21 protein-coding genes are annotated in these 15826 nt (G+C 64.7%); 2 read left to right on the top strand and 19 right to left on the bottom strand.

The annotated features are described in order from the left end of the window. Positions 1-8 precede the first annotated feature (8 nt). Together CVS48_RS05185 and petA are read right to left on the bottom strand one after the other, a co-directional pair. Positions 9-1397 (bottom strand): cytochrome b, encoded by a 1389-nt coding sequence (locus CVS48_RS05185; protein ID WP_100853545.1) that lies wholly within the window; start codon positions 1395-1397, stop codon positions 9-11. Positions 1398-1470: 73 nt separating this feature from the next. Beyond that, on the bottom strand, positions 1471-2112 hold the full coding sequence (gene petA, locus CVS48_RS05180; RefSeq protein ID WP_100853544.1) for a ubiquinol-cytochrome c reductase iron-sulfur subunit: 642 nt from the start codon (positions 2110-2112) through the stop codon (positions 1471-1473). A gap of 140 nt (positions 2113-2252) precedes the next feature. Here petA and mscL point away from each other — a divergent pair, with 140 nt between their 5' ends. Next, positions 2253-2699, top strand: coding sequence for a large conductance mechanosensitive channel protein MscL (gene mscL / locus CVS48_RS05175; protein ID WP_100853543.1), 447 nt, complete (start codon positions 2253-2255; stop codon positions 2697-2699). A gap of 79 nt (positions 2700-2778) precedes the next feature. Here mscL and CVS48_RS05170 read toward each other — a convergent pair whose 3' ends face one another. Beyond that, positions 2779-3555 carry a Nif3-like dinuclear metal center hexameric protein gene (locus CVS48_RS05170; RefSeq protein WP_100853542.1) on the bottom strand — a complete coding sequence of 259 codons (777 nt, stop codon included), beginning with the start codon at positions 3553-3555 and terminating at the stop codon, positions 2779-2781. A 19-nt stretch (positions 3556-3574) separates the two neighbouring features. Between CVS48_RS05170 and CVS48_RS05165 the strand changes: the two genes are divergently transcribed. Beyond that, entirely contained in the window at positions 3575-4735 is a 1161-nt protein-coding gene (locus tag CVS48_RS05165) for a trypsin-like peptidase domain-containing protein (RefSeq protein ID WP_100853541.1), read from the top strand. A gap of 31 nt (positions 4736-4766) precedes the next feature. Here CVS48_RS05165 and CVS48_RS05160 read toward each other — a convergent pair whose 3' ends face one another. The 16 genes from CVS48_RS05160 to CVS48_RS05085 all read right to left on the bottom strand — a co-directional run bounded on the left by CVS48_RS05160 (position 4767) and on the right by CVS48_RS05085 (position 15825). Further along, on the bottom strand, positions 4767-5156 hold the full coding sequence (locus CVS48_RS05160; RefSeq protein WP_100853540.1) for a helix-turn-helix domain-containing protein: 390 nt from the start codon (positions 5154-5156) through the stop codon (positions 4767-4769). A gap of 190 nt (positions 5157-5346) precedes the next feature. Next, positions 5347-6138 carry a twin-arginine translocase subunit TatC gene (gene tatC, locus CVS48_RS05155; protein ID WP_100853539.1) on the bottom strand — a complete coding sequence of 264 codons (792 nt, stop codon included), beginning with the start codon at positions 6136-6138 and terminating at the stop codon, positions 5347-5349. Beyond that, positions 6135-6704 (bottom strand): Sec-independent protein translocase protein TatB, encoded by a 570-nt coding sequence (tatB, locus tag CVS48_RS05150; RefSeq protein ID WP_100853538.1) that lies wholly within the window; start codon positions 6702-6704, stop codon positions 6135-6137. Before tatB ends, tatC begins: the two co-directional genes overlap by 4 nt. Positions 6705-6776: 72 nt before the next feature. Then, positions 6777-7004, bottom strand: coding sequence for a Sec-independent protein translocase subunit TatA (gene tatA, locus CVS48_RS05145; RefSeq protein WP_100853537.1), 228 nt, complete (start codon positions 7002-7004; stop codon positions 6777-6779). Positions 7005-7018: 14 nt separating this feature from the next. Further along, on the bottom strand, positions 7019-7387 hold the full coding sequence (locus tag CVS48_RS05140; RefSeq protein ID WP_100853536.1) for a histidine triad nucleotide-binding protein: 369 nt from the start codon (positions 7385-7387) through the stop codon (positions 7019-7021). A gap of 17 nt (positions 7388-7404) precedes the next feature. Then, positions 7405-7755, bottom strand: a complete 351-nt coding sequence (locus tag CVS48_RS05135) for a phosphoribosyl-ATP diphosphatase (RefSeq protein ID WP_100853535.1) — start codon at positions 7753-7755, stop codon at positions 7405-7407. Then, complete coding sequence (gene hisI, locus CVS48_RS05130; RefSeq protein WP_100853534.1) at positions 7752-8156, bottom strand: phosphoribosyl-AMP cyclohydrolase; 405 nt, start codon at positions 8154-8156, stop codon at positions 7752-7754. The genes CVS48_RS05135 and hisI overlap by 4 nt, the downstream gene beginning before the upstream one ends. 2 nt (positions 8157-8158) lie before the next feature. Beyond that, entirely contained in the window at positions 8159-8980 is an 822-nt protein-coding gene (hisF, locus tag CVS48_RS05125; RefSeq protein ID WP_100853533.1) for an imidazole glycerol phosphate synthase subunit HisF, read from the bottom strand. Then, positions 8977-9717: a 1-(5-phosphoribosyl)-5-[(5-phosphoribosylamino)methylideneamino]imidazole-4-carboxamide isomerase gene (gene hisA / locus CVS48_RS05120; protein WP_046805342.1), complete on the bottom strand. Its 741-nt coding sequence runs from the start codon at positions 9715-9717 to the stop codon at positions 8977-8979. Before hisA ends, hisF begins: the two co-directional genes overlap by 4 nt. A 57-nt stretch (positions 9718-9774) precedes the next feature. Beyond that, on the bottom strand, positions 9775-10473 hold the full coding sequence (hisH, locus tag CVS48_RS05115) for an imidazole glycerol phosphate synthase subunit HisH (protein ID WP_100853532.1): 699 nt from the start codon (positions 10471-10473) through the stop codon (positions 9775-9777). Between the two features lie 33 nt (positions 10474-10506). Beyond that, complete coding sequence (gene hisB, locus CVS48_RS05110; RefSeq protein WP_006216836.1) at positions 10507-11094, bottom strand: imidazoleglycerol-phosphate dehydratase HisB; 588 nt, start codon at positions 11092-11094, stop codon at positions 10507-10509. Position 11095: 1 nt separating this feature from the next. Beyond that, positions 11096-12202 carry a histidinol-phosphate transaminase gene (hisC, locus tag CVS48_RS05105; protein ID WP_100853531.1) on the bottom strand — a complete coding sequence of 369 codons (1107 nt, stop codon included), beginning with the start codon at positions 12200-12202 and terminating at the stop codon, positions 11096-11098. Beyond that, positions 12199-13503: a histidinol dehydrogenase gene (gene hisD, locus CVS48_RS05100; protein ID WP_100853530.1), complete on the bottom strand. Its 1305-nt coding sequence runs from the start codon at positions 13501-13503 to the stop codon at positions 12199-12201. The genes hisC and hisD overlap by 4 nt, the downstream gene beginning before the upstream one ends. A gap of 54 nt (positions 13504-13557) precedes the next feature. Next, a complete protein-coding gene (gene hisG, locus CVS48_RS05095; protein ID WP_100853529.1) occupies positions 13558-14235 on the bottom strand; it encodes an ATP phosphoribosyltransferase in 678 nt (225 codons plus the stop codon). Between the two features lie 76 nt (positions 14236-14311). Next, a complete protein-coding gene (murA, locus tag CVS48_RS05090) occupies positions 14312-15580 on the bottom strand; it encodes a UDP-N-acetylglucosamine 1-carboxyvinyltransferase (protein ID WP_100853528.1) in 1269 nt (422 codons plus the stop codon). Continuing rightward, entirely contained in the window at positions 15580-15825 is a 246-nt protein-coding gene (locus CVS48_RS05085; protein WP_046805270.1) for a BolA family protein, read from the bottom strand. The genes murA and CVS48_RS05085 overlap by 1 nt, the downstream gene beginning before the upstream one ends. Position 15826 lies beyond the last annotated feature (1 nt).

The following is a 15826-nucleotide window of genomic DNA, read 5'->3' as shown; positions in this document are numbered from 1 at the left end:
TGGTGGGCTCAGTGGGCGTGGAACGTAACGCGCTCGGGCACTTGCTTGAAGGTGCCAAGGCGGCTCCAGACCGGCATCAGGAAGAAAAATGCCAGGTACAGCAGCGTGCCGATTTGCGACGTGATGTTCAACGGCGGACTGGGCGGCTGCGTACCGATGTAGCCGAGCACCAGGAAGTTGACCATGAAGATGCCGTAGATCCACTTGTGCCACGTGGGCCGGTAGCGGATCGACTTGACCGGGGAATGGTCCAGCCAGGGCAGGAAGAACAGGATGACGACCGTACCACCCATGGCCACCACGCCCCAGAACTTGGCGTCGATCACGCGCAGCAGCACGGCCACGACGATCAGGATGCCGGGGATGGCAATGCGCAGGATGCCGCGCAGGTTGCTCTTGATCAGCAACGCCAGCGCGCCCAGTACCGATGCGCCCGCCAGTACCCACGTGAATTCGTCGGTGGTGGCTCGCAGCATCGAATAGAACGGCGTGAAGTACCAGACCGGTGCAATGTGCGGCGGCGTCTTCAGCGAGTCAGCAGGAATGAAGTTGTTGTACTCGAGGAAGTAGCCGCCCATTTCCGGCGCGAAGAACACGATGAACGCGAACACGAGCAGGAAGCCCGCAACGCCCATCAGGTCATGCACGGAATAGAACGGGTGGAACGGAATGCCATCCTTGGGCCGGCCGTACTTGTCTTTCGGACCCTGCTTGATTTCGATGCCGTCCGGGTTGTTCGAGCCGACTTCGTGCAGCGCCACCAGGTGAGCCGCGACCAGGCCCACGAGCACCAGCGGAATCGCGATGACGTGGAAGGCGAAGAAGCGGTTCAGGGTGGCGTCCGACACGACGTAGTCGCCACGGATCCAGATGGACAGTTCCGGGCCGATGAACGGAATGGCGGCGAACAGGTTCACGATCACCTGGGCGCCCCAATACGACATCTGGCCCCACGGCAGCAGGTAACCGAAGAAGGCTTCCGCCATCAGACAGAGGAAGATCGCCACGCCGAAGATCCACACGAGTTCGCGCGGCTTGCGGTAGGAACCGTAAAGCAGCCCGCGCAGCATGTGCAGGTAGACGACAACGAAGAACATCGATGCGCCGGTCGAATGCATGTAGCGCACGAGCCAGCCCCAGGGGACCTCGCGCATGATGTATTCAACGGACTGGAACGCGCGTTCGGCGTCCGGCTTGTAATGCATGACCAGGAAAATGCCGGTCACGATCTGCAGCACCAGGACCAATAAGGCCAGAGAGCCAAAGAAATACCAGAAGTTGAAATTCTTTGGTGCGTAGTATTCGGACAGATGGGCTTTCCAGGTGGATGTCACCGGAAAACGCCGGTCCAGCCACCCCAACAGGCCTGTTGTCTCGACGGTTTTCTCGCCAGCCATGTAACGGCTCCTTCTCTAATACGTGGCGTATTTGTTTTACTTACGTAATCGGGAAAAAAGCGCGACGCGAGCGTCAGGCCTTGTTGTCTTCATCGACGCCCACAATGATGCGGGTATCGCTCAGATACTGGTACGGCGGAACTTCGAGATTATCGGGAGCAGGCTTGTTCTTGTAGACCCGGCCAGCCAGGTCGAACGTGGAGCCGTGGCAGGGGCAGAGGAATCCGCCTTGCCAATTGGCACCCATGCCGCCACCGCCGCCTGTTTCGAAGTGCGAGGTGGGCGAGCAGCCCAAGTGAGTACAGATGCCGACGCAAACGAAGATCTCGGGCTTGCGCGAGCGAACTTCGTTCTTGGCATATTCGGGAGTGTAGCCAGGCCGCTCGGATTCCGGGTCGGCCAGCAAGGGGTCAAGCGTCTTGAGGGCGGCGAGCTGTTCGGGAGAACGGTGCATGATCCACACCGGTTTCCCACGCCATTCCACGGTTTTCATGGAGCCGACGGGTATATCGCCGATATCCACTTCAACGGGGGCCCCGGCCGCGCGGGCCTTTTCAGAGGGAGAAAATGTGCTCACAAGCGGCACTGCCGTTGCGACACCTGCTACGCCACCCACAGCACAGGCGGTGGTAACCCAGAAACGTCGCGAAGGATCAGGTGGCAGGTTGGGATCAACCGCACCGTCATCATCGTGCACCAGCGTATCCTGACTCATCTTCCTATCCTTGTTGATGCGCCCGCTCTACGAGTAGCATCATTTCTGCGGCATCGGGTTCGCGGGAATATGTAACAACATAGCAACCGCGTATTATAGCGCCAGCCCACTCAAGGGCGTATCACGATGGGAGTGCTTTTATGAGCAAAAAGACTGGTTTCGTCAAAGAATTCCGAGATTTCGCTGTAAAAGGCAACGCGGTTGACCTGGCGGTGGGTGTCATTATCGGCGCGGCGTTCGGCAGGATCGTCGATTCGATGGTGAAAGACATCATCATGCCTTTGGTCAATTTCATCCTGGGTGGCGCAGTCGATTTTTCGAACAAATTCTTTGTGCTGTCGATGCCTGCCGGCTACAACGGCCCGATGACGTATGCCGACCTGACCAAAGCGGGCGCTACCGTGTTCGCCTGGGGTAATTTCGTGACGATCCTCATCAACTTCGTGTTGTTGGCGTTCGTGATTTTCTGGATGGTCAAGGCCATCTACAAGGCCCGCACCAAGGCCGAGGAAGCACCGGCCGCGCCGGCCGCAACGCCCGAAGACGTGGCGCTGCTGCGCGAAATCCGCGATCTGCTCAAGAAGTAAGACACTGCAAGGGCTGCGTGGCGCGCGCGCCACGGGCTTGCGGCCCGCTGGGTACTGAACCGCAGCGGGCGTCCCCGCTTTATGCCGGATTATCAAGGTCAATGAACTCGACCTTGATGCCGAATTGCTCTGCCACGGCCTGGCCCAGCGCCTGGACGCCGTAGCGCTCGGTGGCGTGGTGGCCGGCCGCGATAAAGCCGACGCCGGTCTCGCGCGCGAGATGCACAGTGGATTCAGACACTTCGCCTGTGATGTAAGCGCTGGCGCCGGCATCCACGGCGTCGGCCAGCATGCCTTGCGCACCACCCGTACACCACGCCACGCTTGATAAGGGTTGATCCGGGTCGCCCACCACCAGTGGCTGCCGGCCCAACCGTTCGGCCACGCGCGCGCCCAGTTGGCCCAGCGTCTTCAGGCCGGAGGCCTCGCCCAGCCACACCAGATTGTCTTGCCCACAGGTGAGCGGCGACCCATCATCGCGCCGCGCGGGCGTCAGGCCCAGTACGCGGGCCAGTTGCGCGTTGTTGCCCAGCGTGGGATGCGCATCCAGCGGCAAATGGTAGGCGTAAAGGTTCAGATCGTTCTTCAGTGCCAGCGCCATGCGTGTGCGGCGCGTACCGATCACGCGCCGGTCTTCGTTGCGCCACATCCAGCCGTGATGCACGAGCACGGCATCCGCGCCCCGTTCAACTGCCGCGCGCAGCAGCGCTTCGCTGGCGGTGACTCCGGTGATAATGTGTGCGACTTCGGATCGGCCCTCCACTTGCAAGCCGTTGGGGCAATAGTCCTTGAAGCGGGCGGCTTGCAGGGTGTCGTCCAGCCAACTGGCCAGCACGTGAGAGTCCACTTTTTTCATTGCTCGTCCTATCAGAATCATGCGCCGATATTGGCTGATATTTGCTCAGGCCGTCACGGTCTGCCTGGGTATTCTATTCGTGGTCACCACCTTGCGGCCGGACCTGCTGCGCCTTGCCGGGCCGGGGGCCGCGCCGCCTGCCGCCGCGGCGGCCGCGCGCCCAACCGCCGGCAGCGGCGTGGGGCCGGTATCGTATGCGGACGGCGTGGCGCGCGCGGCGCCCTCGGTGGTGAACGTCTACACGACCAAGCATGTCAATGTGCCGCTGGTGCCGCTGCCCGACGATCCGGTGCTGCGCCAGTTGTTCGGGCAGGTGCCGGGCGTGAGCCGGCGTCAGGCAACGACCAGCCTGGGCTCTGGCGTCATCGTGAGCCAGGACGGCCATGTGTTGACCAACTATCACGTTGTGCAGGCGGCTGACGCCATCGAAGTGGCGCTTAGCGACGGCCGGCGCGACACCGCGAAAGTGGTGGGCGCGGACCCGGATACGGATCTGGCGGTGCTGAAGCTGAGTTCGTTGCGGACGCTGCCGGCCGCCACGCTGGCCGCCGACCGTGGCCTGCGGGTGGGTGATGTGGTGCTGGCGATAGGCAACCCGTTTGGCGTGGGCCAGACCACCACCCAGGGCATCGTGTCGGCATTGGGGCGCAATGGGCTGGGGCTGAACACCTACGAAAACTTCATCCAGACCGACGCGGCCATCAACCCGGGCAACTCTGGCGGTGCGCTGGTGGACGCCGAGGGCAATCTGGTGGGCATCAACACGGCTATCTATTCCGAATCGGGCGGGTCGATGGGCATCGGCTTTGCCACGCCGATCGAGATTGCGCGCAAGGTGATGGACGACATCGTCAAGACGGGCTCGGTCAAGCGCGGGTGGCTGGGCGTGGAACCGCAGGACGTGACGCCCGAGCTTGCTCGCGCGTTTGAACTCAAGAATGACACGCGCGGGGTGATCATTGCCGGCGTGATGCGCGACGGCCCCGCCGCGCGCGCCGGCTTGCGCGTGGGCGATATCGTGCAGACGGTCAATGGCAAGCGCATGGCCGACACCACCCAATTGCTGGCCGAGATTGCGCAGTTGCCGCCTGGCCAGCGCACCACGCTGGGCGTCTTGCGCGCAGGCAAGGCGGTCGAGGTGGCCGTGGTGGTGGGCACGCGCCCCGGCAAGCCGCGCTAGCGGGCTGCGGTGGCGCCTGGCTTGCACGCCGCTAGGCATCGGGCGGCTGCCGTTCGACCAGCAGGCGCACCATCGACAACACGGTTTTTTTTGTGCTCTCGGGTTGGCTCTGCAGCAATGCGCCGATCTCGGCGCAGTAGCTGTCCGGGGCGGCTGCCGGCGCATCCGGCGTGGAAGTCGCTGGCAAGCAGCTTGAGCCAACTTCCGCCACGCTCACCACGCCGTCGCTTAACCAAGGGACGGTGGTATCCAACGCTTTCGCCAGCCGTAGCAAGGTGGCGCGCGAGGGGGCGTAGTGCTCATCGCGGGTAAGAATTCGGTGGATGCAGGATTGCGGCACGCCGGAAAGGCGCGCCAATTGGTTTTGGCTGTGGATGCCGCGCCACCGCATCAGGGCGCGCAGCCTTTGAGCAGGCGACATGCCCACAATGTAGGGTGGCGGCCGGGCGCCGACAAGAGTGAAAGAGTCCGATACTGTGCCGCGTTTGCATGGAGTCTTGCGCCGCTTCTTGCACCATGAATTGCGCAGTACGAGCGGCAGATACAGGCGGCGGATGCGAATAGGGCCGCCCGAAGGCGGCCCCACGCGACGCAGGCTCAGCGACGCGCTGTCAGTGACGCTCGGTCAGTGAGTCAGAGACGGCGTCGTCGGCCGCGCCGGGCTTGGGCGTGACCATGCGGGCGCAAATCAGCCCAACTTCATAAAGCAGGCACAGCGGCACCGCCAACATGAACTGGCTGACCACGTCGGGCGGCGTGACCACGGCAGCGATGATGAAGGCGCCCACCACCACGTAGCCGCGCGCGGCCCGCAGCTTGGACAGTTCGACCACGCCCATCTTCACCAGCAGCACCACGGCCACGGGCACTTCGAAGGTGATCCCGAACGCCATGAACATCGTCATGACGAAGCTCAGGTAGGCCTCGATGTCCGGGGCCGGCGTGATGGACTGCGGCGCGAACGTGGCGATGAAATGGAACACCGTGCGGAACACCACGAAGTAGCAGAACGCCATGCCCGCGATGAACAGGAACGTGCTGGAGACGATCAGCGGCAGCGCCAGGCGCTTTTCGTGGCGGTACAGACCGGGCGCCACAAAGGCCCAGGCTTGGTACAGCACGACGGGCAGCGCCACGATGAACGCCGCCATCATCGTGACCTTGACCGGCACCATGAACGGCGTGATGACGCCGGTGGCGATCATGCGCGTGCCTTCGGGCAGCGACGCCAGCATGGGGGCCGCCAGCACGTCATAGATGGCCGATGCGCCGGGATAGATGAACAGCACGATGAACACGGCCACAACCGCGCCGACGGCGCGCAGCAGCCGCGTGCGCAATTCGACCAGGTGGGAGATGAAGGTCTCTTGCTGGCCTTCTTCTTGGGAAGCGTCCTGGGTCACGTCGGTGTTCCGGAGGGCGGGACGGGCTTGGCGGCGGGCGCGGCGTCGTCAGCCTTGGGCGCGCGGGGCGCCGGGGCAGGTTGTTGAGAGGCGGGGGGCGCAGCCGGGCTGGATTCGGATGCGGGAGGCAGATCCAGATCCAGATTGTGGCTTTGCCCGGGGGGCGCGATGGTGCGTGCGGGTTCGGGCGCGGATTCGGCCGGGGCGCTGGCAGCGGGAGCCGGGGCGTCGCCCACGATCACGGGTGCGACCTTGCCATTGGCTTCACGGGCCACTTCGTCGAGTTCGGCACGAAACTGCTGAACCGGCTCTTGCAAGGAAGCGTGCGTTTCATTCAGCGACGTTTGCACGCCTTGCGCGGCGTCTTCCATTTCGCTTTTGAATTTGCGCAGCTCGTCGATTTCGATTTCGCGTTGGATATCGGACTTAACGTCGTTGACGTAACGCTGCGCGCGACCCAACAGGTGGCCGATGGTGCGGGCTACCTTGGGCAGGCGTTCGGGACCGATGACGATCAAGGCGATGACGCCGACCACCATCAGTTCAGTGAAACTGACATCAAACATGCGACGGCCGCTCGGGAAGTGAAGCAATAAGGGCCGGCCCTTTCAGGGCGGGCCCGGGATAAGAGCCGCGGCTCAGGAGTTGGTCTTTTCCTTGGCCTGCACGTCGATGGTGTCATCGGACACGCGCTGTTGCGCGATCGGGTCCGCGGGCTTGTCGCCGTTGGCGTCCTTCATGCCTTCCTTGAACCCCTTGACCGCGCCGCCCAGATCCGAACCGATGTTGCGCAGCTTCTTGGTGCCGAAGATCAGCGCCACGATGACCAGAACAACCAACCAATGCCAAATGCTGAAACTACCCATGATGTTTCTCCGAATTACGCGGTGGGGGCCACGCGCCCTTTCCAGGGTCGCGAGCCGCCAATGATGTGGAAATGCAAATGCGGGACTTCCTGGCCGCCTTCGACGCCAGAGTTGATCATGATGCGAAATCCGCCATCAGGGCCCGGACGGCAGCCGTTTTCGGCTGCTAGCCGCGGCGCCAACGACATCATTCTACCCAACCAACCTGCGTCCTCGGCCGTAATATCCTGCATGGATGTGACATGACGTCGAGGGATCAGCAGCAAATGCACCGGTGCTGCCGGATTGATATCGTGAAATGCAACAAAGTCCTCGTCCTCATAGACCTTCTTGGACGGGATCTCGCCAGCGGCGATCTTGCAAAAAAGACAGTTGTCGCTCATGTTTCCGGACTCCGGGGTCAGTCTTTGGGGCGGCTGGCTTTTTCGGCCAGGCCCGACAGGCCTTCGCGGCGGGCCAACTCGGCCAGCACGTCTTCCGGCCGCAGCTTGAAATGCGTCAGCGCGACCAGGCAGTGAAACCACAGGTCGGCCGTTTCGCTGACGATGCGTTCCGGCACGCCGTCTTTGGCGGCCATGACCAGTTCCGTGGCTTCTTCGCCGATTTTCTTCAGGAAGGAATCGGGGCCCTTGGCCAGCAGCTTGGCGGAATAGGACGCGGTCGGGTCGCCGCCGTTTTCAGGGCGGCGGGTTTCCAGCGTGTCGGCGATGCGGGCCAGGATGTCGGCGGCGCTTAGCGTTTGATCGGTCATTTGTAGATCAGTTCGGGGTCTTTGAGCACGGGGTCGACCGTAACCCAGGATGCGTGATCCGTCGGCCCTTCCAGGCGGCGGAAAAAGCAGCTTGCGCGGCCGGTGTGGCAGGCAATGCCGCCTTCCTGGTGGACCTTGAGCAGGATGACGTCGCCGTCGCAATCCAGGCGCAATTCGTGCACTTCCTGCACGTGTCCGGATTCCTCGCCCTTGCGCCACAGGCGCTGGCGCGAACGTGACCAGTACACGGCGCGGCCGGTGGCTGCCGTTTCGGCCAGCGATTCGCGGTTCATCCAGGCGACCATCATGATCTGGCCGTTTTCGGCGTCTTGGGCGATGGCGGGGATCAGGCCGTTTTCGTCGAAAACGACGTCAGCCATCCAGGCGGGTTCGGTGCTCATAGTTAATCCAAGCGTACGGAAATGCCTTGTTCGGCCATGAAGCGCTTGCACTCCCCAACGGTGTGCTGGCCAAAGTGGAAGATGCTGGCGGCCAGCACGGCGCTGGCGCGGCCGGTGGTGACACCATCGGCCAGGTGTTGCAGGTTGCCCACGCCGCCCGAGGCGATGACGGGCACCGGCACGGCGTCGGACACGGCGCGCGTCAGTTCCAGGTCGAAACCGGACTTGGTGCCGTCGCGGTCCATGCTGGTCAGGAGAATTTCGCCCGCGCCGTAGGCGGCCATGCGGCGCGCCCAGGCCACGGCGTCCAGCCCGGTGGCCTTGCGGCCGCCGTGCGTGAAGACTTCCCAGCGCGCCGGTTCGCCTTCCGCCGACACGCGCCGCGCGTCGATGGCCACGACCACGCATTGCGAGCCGTGGTAGTCGGACGCGGCCCGAACCAGTTCGGGGTTGGCCACGGCGGCGCTGTTGATGCTGATCTTGTCGGCGCCGGCGTTCAGCAGGCGCTGGATGTCGGACACCTGGCGCACGCCGCCGCCCACCGTCAACGGGATGAACACCTGGGACGCCACCTGCTCGATGATGGGCAGGATCAGGTCGCGGCCGTCGCTGGTGGCGGTGATGTCCAGGAAGGTGAGCTCGTCGGCGCCCTGCTCGTTGTAACGGCGGGCGATCTCGACGGGGTCGCCCGCGTCCAGCAGGTTGACGAAGTTCACGCCCTTGACGACGCGGCCGGCGGTGACGTCAAGGCAGGGGATGATGCGGCGGGTCAGCGCGCTTTGTACGGGCGCGCCGGCCTCGGTGCTGCTGGAGGGAATGGTCATTTTGCCAATTCGTCGGCGCGAGCCTGGGCTGCCTGGAAATCAAGCGTGCCTTCGTAGATGCTGCGGCCCAGGATGGCGCCTTCGACGCCCTCTTCCTCGACGGCGCACAGGGCTTCGATGTCCTGGATGCCGGCGATGCCGCCCGAGGCGTACACGGGAATGCGCACGTGTTGGGCCAGGCGGACCGTGGCTTCGACGTTGACGCCCGACAGCATGCCGTCACGGCCGATGTCGGTGTAGATGATGGCCTCGCAGCCGTAGTCCTCGAACTTCTTGGCCAGGTCCAGCACGTCGTGGCGGGTCAGCTTGCTCCAGCCGTCGGTGGCGATCTTGCCGTCGCGGGCGTCCAGGCCAACGATGATCTGGCCGGGGAAAGCGCCGCAGGCGTCTTGCAGGAAGCCCGGGTTCTTGACCGCGGCGGTGCCGATGATGACGTACGAAATGCCGGCGTCAAGGTAGCGTTCGATGGTGTCGAGGTCGCGAATGCCGCCGCCGATCTGGACGGGGATGTCGTCGCCGACGGCCTCCAGAATGGCCTTGATGGGCGCTTCGTTCTTCGGCTTGCCGGCAACGGCGCCGTTCAAGTCGACCAGATGCAGGCGGCGCGCGCCCTGGTCTAGCCAGCGAGTGGCCATGGCGGCGGGGTCTTCGGAGAACACCGTTGCATCGTCCAGGTCACCCTGGCGCAGGCGCACGCAGCGCCCGTCTTTGAGATCGATGGCGGGGATCAGCAGCATGGTGGGCAGCAAAAAAGAAAGAGGGGTTGAATGGGCTGGCGCATGCAGGTCAGTGACCTACGGCTGCCAGTCTACAAAATTGCGATACAGGCGCAAACCGTGCTCGGCGCTCTTCTCGGGGTGGAACTGCACCGCGAAAATGTTAGCCGCCGCCACCGCGCAGGTAAAGGCGACTCCGTAATCGGTTTCACCAACTGTCAGGCTGGAATCATCCGGATCGGCGTAGTAACTATGGACGAAATAGAAGTGCGTGTCGTCCGGAATACCGGCCCAGATGGGATGAGAGCGCGTCTGGCGGACTTTGTTCCATCCCATGTGCGGCACTTTGAGCCGTTCCGGGCGGGTGTCGGCCAGACCCGCGTCGCCGGTGTCGGCCAGGCAGGCTTCGTCATCGGCGGGAATCAGGTCGGCAAAGCGGGGGCCCGAAAAACGGCGCACCACGCCGGGGAACAGGCCCAGGCACGACGTGCCGCCTTCTTCGCTGGAATCAAACAGCATCTGTTCGCCCACGCACACGCCCAGCAAGGGCTTGTTGCGGGCAGCGCGCACGACGGCTTCGCGCAGGCCGGATTCATTCAGGGTGCGCATGCAGTCCGCCATGGCGCCCTGCCCGGGAAACACCACGCGGTCGGCCGCGTCAATGTCTTGAGGCTGGTTGCAGATGCGGATGTCCGCGTCGGGCGCGGCGAACTTCAGGGCGCGGGCGACGGAGTGGAAATTGCCCATTCCGTAGTCAACGATGGCGATAGTGGTCACTTCTTTTGCCTGCTGCGTTGGGGTTGGCGAACGTTACAGCACGCCCTTGGTGGAGGGCACGACGTCGCCCATGCGCGGATCGACTTCCATGGCCATGCGCAGGGCGCGGCCACAGGCCTTGAACACGGTTTCAGCCTGATGGTGGGCGTTGAAGCCGCGCAGGTTGTCGATATGCAGGGTGATGAGGGCGTGGTTGACCAGGCCCTGGAAGAACTCGCGCGTCAGGTCTACATCGAAATTGCCGATGTGGGCGCGCGTGAACGGGATGTGATATTCCAGGCCGGGGCGGCCCGAGAAGTCCACCACGACGCGCGACAGGGCTTCGTCCAGCGGCACGTAGGCGTGGCCGTAGCGGCGCAGGCCGGCCTTGGTGCCGACGGCCTTGGCAATGGCCATGCCCAGCGTGATGCCCACGTCTTCCACGGTGTGGTGCGCGTCGATGTGCAGGTCGCCCTCGGCCTTGATGTCCAGGTCGATCAGGCCGTGGCGCGCGATCTGGTCCAGCATGTGGTCCAGGAACGGCACGCCCGTATCGATCGTCTGCTTGCCGGTGCCGTCGATGTTGATGGCCACGCGGATGCGGGTTTCGTTGGTGTTGCGGGTGATCTCTGCGGTACGCATGTTAAGTACTCAAAATCTCTTGCAGGGCAGCCAGCAAGGCGGCGTTCTCGGCCGGGGCGCCCACCGAGATGCGCAGGCAGTTTGCCAGGAGCGGATGGGCGTTGGAAAAGTTGCGAATCAATATTTTGCGCGTTTTCAGCGCAAGATGCACGGCGTTGCCATCCAGCTTGCCGGAAAAGCGGGCAAGCACAAAGTTGCCGGCGGAAGGGAATACCCTGACGCCGGGCAAGGCGGCCAGCGCGTCGGCCAGCGGGCCGCGGTCGGCGCGCAGGCGCGCGGCCTGTTCGTCCAGCACGGGCTTGTGGCGCAGCACCGCCATCAGCGTGGCCTGCGTCAGCACGTCCAGGTTGTAGGGCGGGCGCAGCTTGTTCAGTTCGGCGATCCAGTCGGGATGGCCGGCCAGATAGCCGAAACGCAGGCCGGCCAGGCCGATCTTGGACACCGTGCGCATGACGACCACGTTGGGGGCGTCCAGCACTTGCGGCATCCAGGTGCGGTCGGCGAAGGGCTGATAGGCCTCGTCCAGCACCACCAGCCCGGGGGCGGCGGCGATGATGGCCTGCACGTCTTCGTCGGACCAGAGGCCGCCGGTGGGGTTGTTGGGCACGGCCAGGAACACCACCTTGGGCTGATGTTCGCGGATGGCGGCCAGCATCGCCGGCAGATCCAGGGTCAGATCCTCGGTCAGCGGCACGCCGACAAAGCGGGCGTGGTCAAAGCGCGCCGCCATGTCGAAGTAAACGAACGACGGCCACGGCGACAGCACCACGTCGCCCGGGTTGCAACAGGCCTGGACGATGATGTGGATGAGTTCGTCCGAGCCGTTGCCAAACAGCACGTCGGCCGCGTCGGGCACGCCGAACCCGGCCTTCACCGCCTGCTGCAAGGCGGACAGATCGGCGGCGGGATAGCGGTTCAGCGGCGTGTCGCGCACGGCGCGGGCGATGTCCTCGCGCACCTCGTCGGGCAGTTCATACGGGCATTCCATCGCGTCCAGCTTGATGCAGCCATCCGCGTGGGCGACCGGATAGGCGGCCAGTGCGAGGACGTCCGCGCGCAAGGTGCCTTGGATGCGGCCAGCGACGCTTGCCGCCGGGGCCGCGCTCATGGCTTGTCGATCCGGTACTGGGCGCTGGCGGCGTGCGCTTGCAGGCCTTCGCCCAGCGCCAGTTCGGCGGCGATGCGGCCCAGCGTTTGCGCGCCTTGGTGCGACACCTGGATCAGGCTGGAACGCTTCTGGAAGTCGTACACGCCCAGCGGCGACGAAAAGCGCGCGGTGCGCGACGTGGGCAGCACGTGGTTGGGGCCGGCGCAGTAGTCGCCCAGCGCTTCCGAGCTGAAACGGCCCATGAAGATGGCGCCGGCGTGGCGGATCTTGGCGGTCCAGATTTCAGGCTGTTCGGTGGAAATTTCCAAGTGCTCGGGCGCGATGTCGTTGGCGATCTGGCAGGCTTCTTCCAGGCTTTGGACCTGGATCAGCGCACCGCGATTGGCCAGGCTGACGCGCAGGATGTCGGCGCGCGGCATCGTGGGCAAGAGACGCGCGATGGCGGCTTCGACTTCTTCGATGAAGGCCGCATCCGGACAGAGCAGGATGGATTGCGCCAATTCGTCGTGCTCGGCTTGCGAGAACAGATCCATGGCGATCCAGTCGGCCGGCGTCTTGCCGTCGCAGATGACCAGGATTTCGCTGGGGCCGGCAATCATGTCGATGCCGACCACGCCGAACACGCGGCGCTTGGCGGCGGCCACATAGGCATTGCCGGGGCCGACGATCTTGTCTACGGCGGGCACGGTGGCGGTGCCGTAGGCCAGCGCGCCCACGGCTTGCGCGCCACCGATGGCGAACACGCGGTCCACGCCGCCGATGGCGGCTGCCGCCAGCACGATGGGGTTGCGCACGCCGTCGGGCGTGGGCGTCACCATGACCAGTTCCTGCACCCCCGCGACCTTGGCGGGAATGGCGTTCATCAGCACCGACGACGGGTAGGCGGCCTTGCCGCCCGGCACATACAGGCCCACGCGGTCCAGCGGCGTCACCTGTTGGCCCAGCATCGTGCCGTCGGCTTCGGTGTAGGTCCAGGTATGGGCAAGCTGGCGCTCGTGATAGCCGCGCACGCGGTCGGCGGCGGCTTCCAGCGCGTTGCGCTGCGCGGTGGGCAAGGTGGCCAGCGCGGCGTGCCAATCGGCCTTGGGAATTTCAAGCGTGTCGGCCGAGGCGGCCGGCATGCGGTCAAAGCGCTGCGTGTATTCCACCAGCGCGGCGTCGCCACGCGCGCGCACGTCAGCCAGGATGCCGGCGGCGGCACGGTCGATGGACTCGTCCTCGGTGGCCTCGAAGGCCAGCAGCTTGGACAGGGCGGATTTGAATCCGGGATCGCGGGAGTCGAGACGATTGATCAGGGCCATGGCGTCATGGAGCAAAGCGGAAAGCGGCCGCCGCGAGGTCGCGGCGGGCGGGGGTCAGGCGTTGCGGGAGGCGGCTCTTTCGAAGGCGTCCAGCAAGGGTTGCAGGCGGGCGCCGCGGGTCTTCAGCGCGGCCTGGTTGACGATCAGGCGCGACGAAATCGGCATGACGTCTTCCACTGCAACCAAGTCGTTGGCGCGTAGCGTGCCGCCGGTGGACACCAGGTCCACGATGCAGTCGGCCAGGCCAACCAGCGGCGCCAATTCCATCGAACCATACAGCTTGATGATGTCCACGTACACACCCTTGGCCGCGAAGTGTTCACGGGCTGAGTGCACGTATTTGGTGGCCACGCGCAGGCGCGCGCCCTGGTGCACCGCGCCTTCATAGTCAAAGCCGTTACGCACGGCCACGGCCAGGCGGCATTTGGCGATGTTCAGGTCGATGGGCTGGTACAGGCCGCCGGGCTGCTCCTTGGCGTGCTCGATCAGCACGTCCTTGCCCGCGATGCCCAGGTCCGCCGCGCCATATTGCACGTAGGTGGGCACGTCGGAGGCGCGCACGATGATCAGGCGCAGGCCGGGGTCGCTGGTCGGCAGGATCAGCTTGCGCGAGCTTTCCGGGCTTTCCGTGACTTCGATGCCGGCTTCGGCCAGCAACGGCATGGTTTCTTCAAAAATCCGACCCTTGGACAGCGCCAGGGTCAGGGGCTTCATCGTGGTGGCATTGTTCATTGCCGGGCAGCCTCAAAATGAACGGACCCACTCGGGGGGCAGCAAGCCGAAGGCGTAGCGTGGGGGCTACTACATTTCATGCCTGTTCCTTGCCGGTCACGCGTTGGATATTCGCGCCCAGGGCGCGCAGTTTGACTTCCATCTGGTCGTAGCCACGATCCAGGTGGTAGATGCGGTCGACCAGCGTGTCGCCGTCGGCCGCCAGGCCGGCGATGACCAGGCTGGCTGACGCGCGCAGGTCGGTGGCCATGACGGTGGCGCCCGACAGGCGCTTCACGCCACGCACCACGGCGGTGTGGCCGTCGATGTCGATGTCGGCGCCCATGCGGCGCAGTTCCTGCACGTGCATGTAGCGGTTTTCGAAGATGGTTTCGACGATGACGGACGTGCCTTCCGCCACGGCGTTCAACGCCATGACCTGGGCCTGCATGTCGGTGGCGAAGCCGGGATATTCATGCGTGCGGAACCCGACGGCCTTGGGGCGCGTGGACATCGCGCCCCGGATCCAGTCGGGGCCGGTTTCGATGGTCAGGCCGGCGTCGGCCAGCTTGTCCAGCGTGGCGCCCAGGATGGCGGGGTCGGTGTTGGTCAGGCGGATGTCGCCACCCGCCGCGCCCACGGCGCACAGGAAGGTGCCGGCTTCAATGCGGTCGGAGATGACGCGGTGCTCGGCGCCATGCAGGCGCTCAACGCCGTCGATCACGATGCGGCCGGTGCCGTGGCCCTGGATGCGGGCGCCCATCTTGATAAGCAGTTCGGCCAGGTCCACCACTTCCGGTTCGCAAGCCGCGTTTTCCAGCACGGTCTGGCCGTCGGCCAGCACGGCGGCCATCAGCAGGTTCTCGGTGCCGGTGACGGTGACCATGTCGGTGCGCACGGACGCGCCCTTCAAGCGCTTGGCGCGCGCCACGACGAAGCCGTGTTCAATGCTGATTTCCGCGCCCAGCGCGGCCAGGCCCTTGATGTGCTGGTCCACCGGCCGCTGGCCGATGGTGCAGCCGCCCGGCAGGCTGACACGGGCTTCGCCGAAGCGGGCCAGCAAGGGGCCCAGCACCAGGATCGACGCGCGCATCGTCTTGACCAGGTCGTACGGCGCTTCCAGGTTGTCGACGCGGTCCGCTTGCAGCGTCACCACGCCGTCGGTGCCGCGCGTGGCTTGCATGCCCATGCGCGCCAGCAGGCGCAGCATCGTGGCCGTGTCATTCAGGTGCGGCACGTTGGTCAGCGTCAGCGCGTCGGCGGTCAAGAGGCCGGCGCACAGAATCGGCAGGGCCGAATTCTTGGCGCCGGAAATCGAGATCTCGCCGTGTAGTGGCGTACCGCCGGTGATGCGCAGCTTATCCATTACTTGCCTGCTTGCTGGTATTCGTCGGGAGTCAGTGTGCGCATCGACAGGGCGTGGATCTCGGCCTTCATGCGGTCGCCCAGGGCGGCGTAGACCATTTGATGACGCTGGATCAGGCGCTTGCCTTCGAAGGCCGCGCTGACGATGACGGCGTCGAAGTGCGAGCCGTCGCCTTGTACGTCAAGATGTTCACAGGACAGGCCGTCCGCAATGTATTGGCGGACTTGCGCGGGAGTGGGAAGCATG

The sequence above is a fragment of the Achromobacter spanius genome (assembly GCF_002812705.1).
Taxonomy (GTDB): Bacteria; Pseudomonadota; Gammaproteobacteria; order Burkholderiales; family Burkholderiaceae_B; genus Achromobacter; species Achromobacter spanius.
This window is presented reverse-complemented; position numbering and strand designations above follow the sequence as displayed.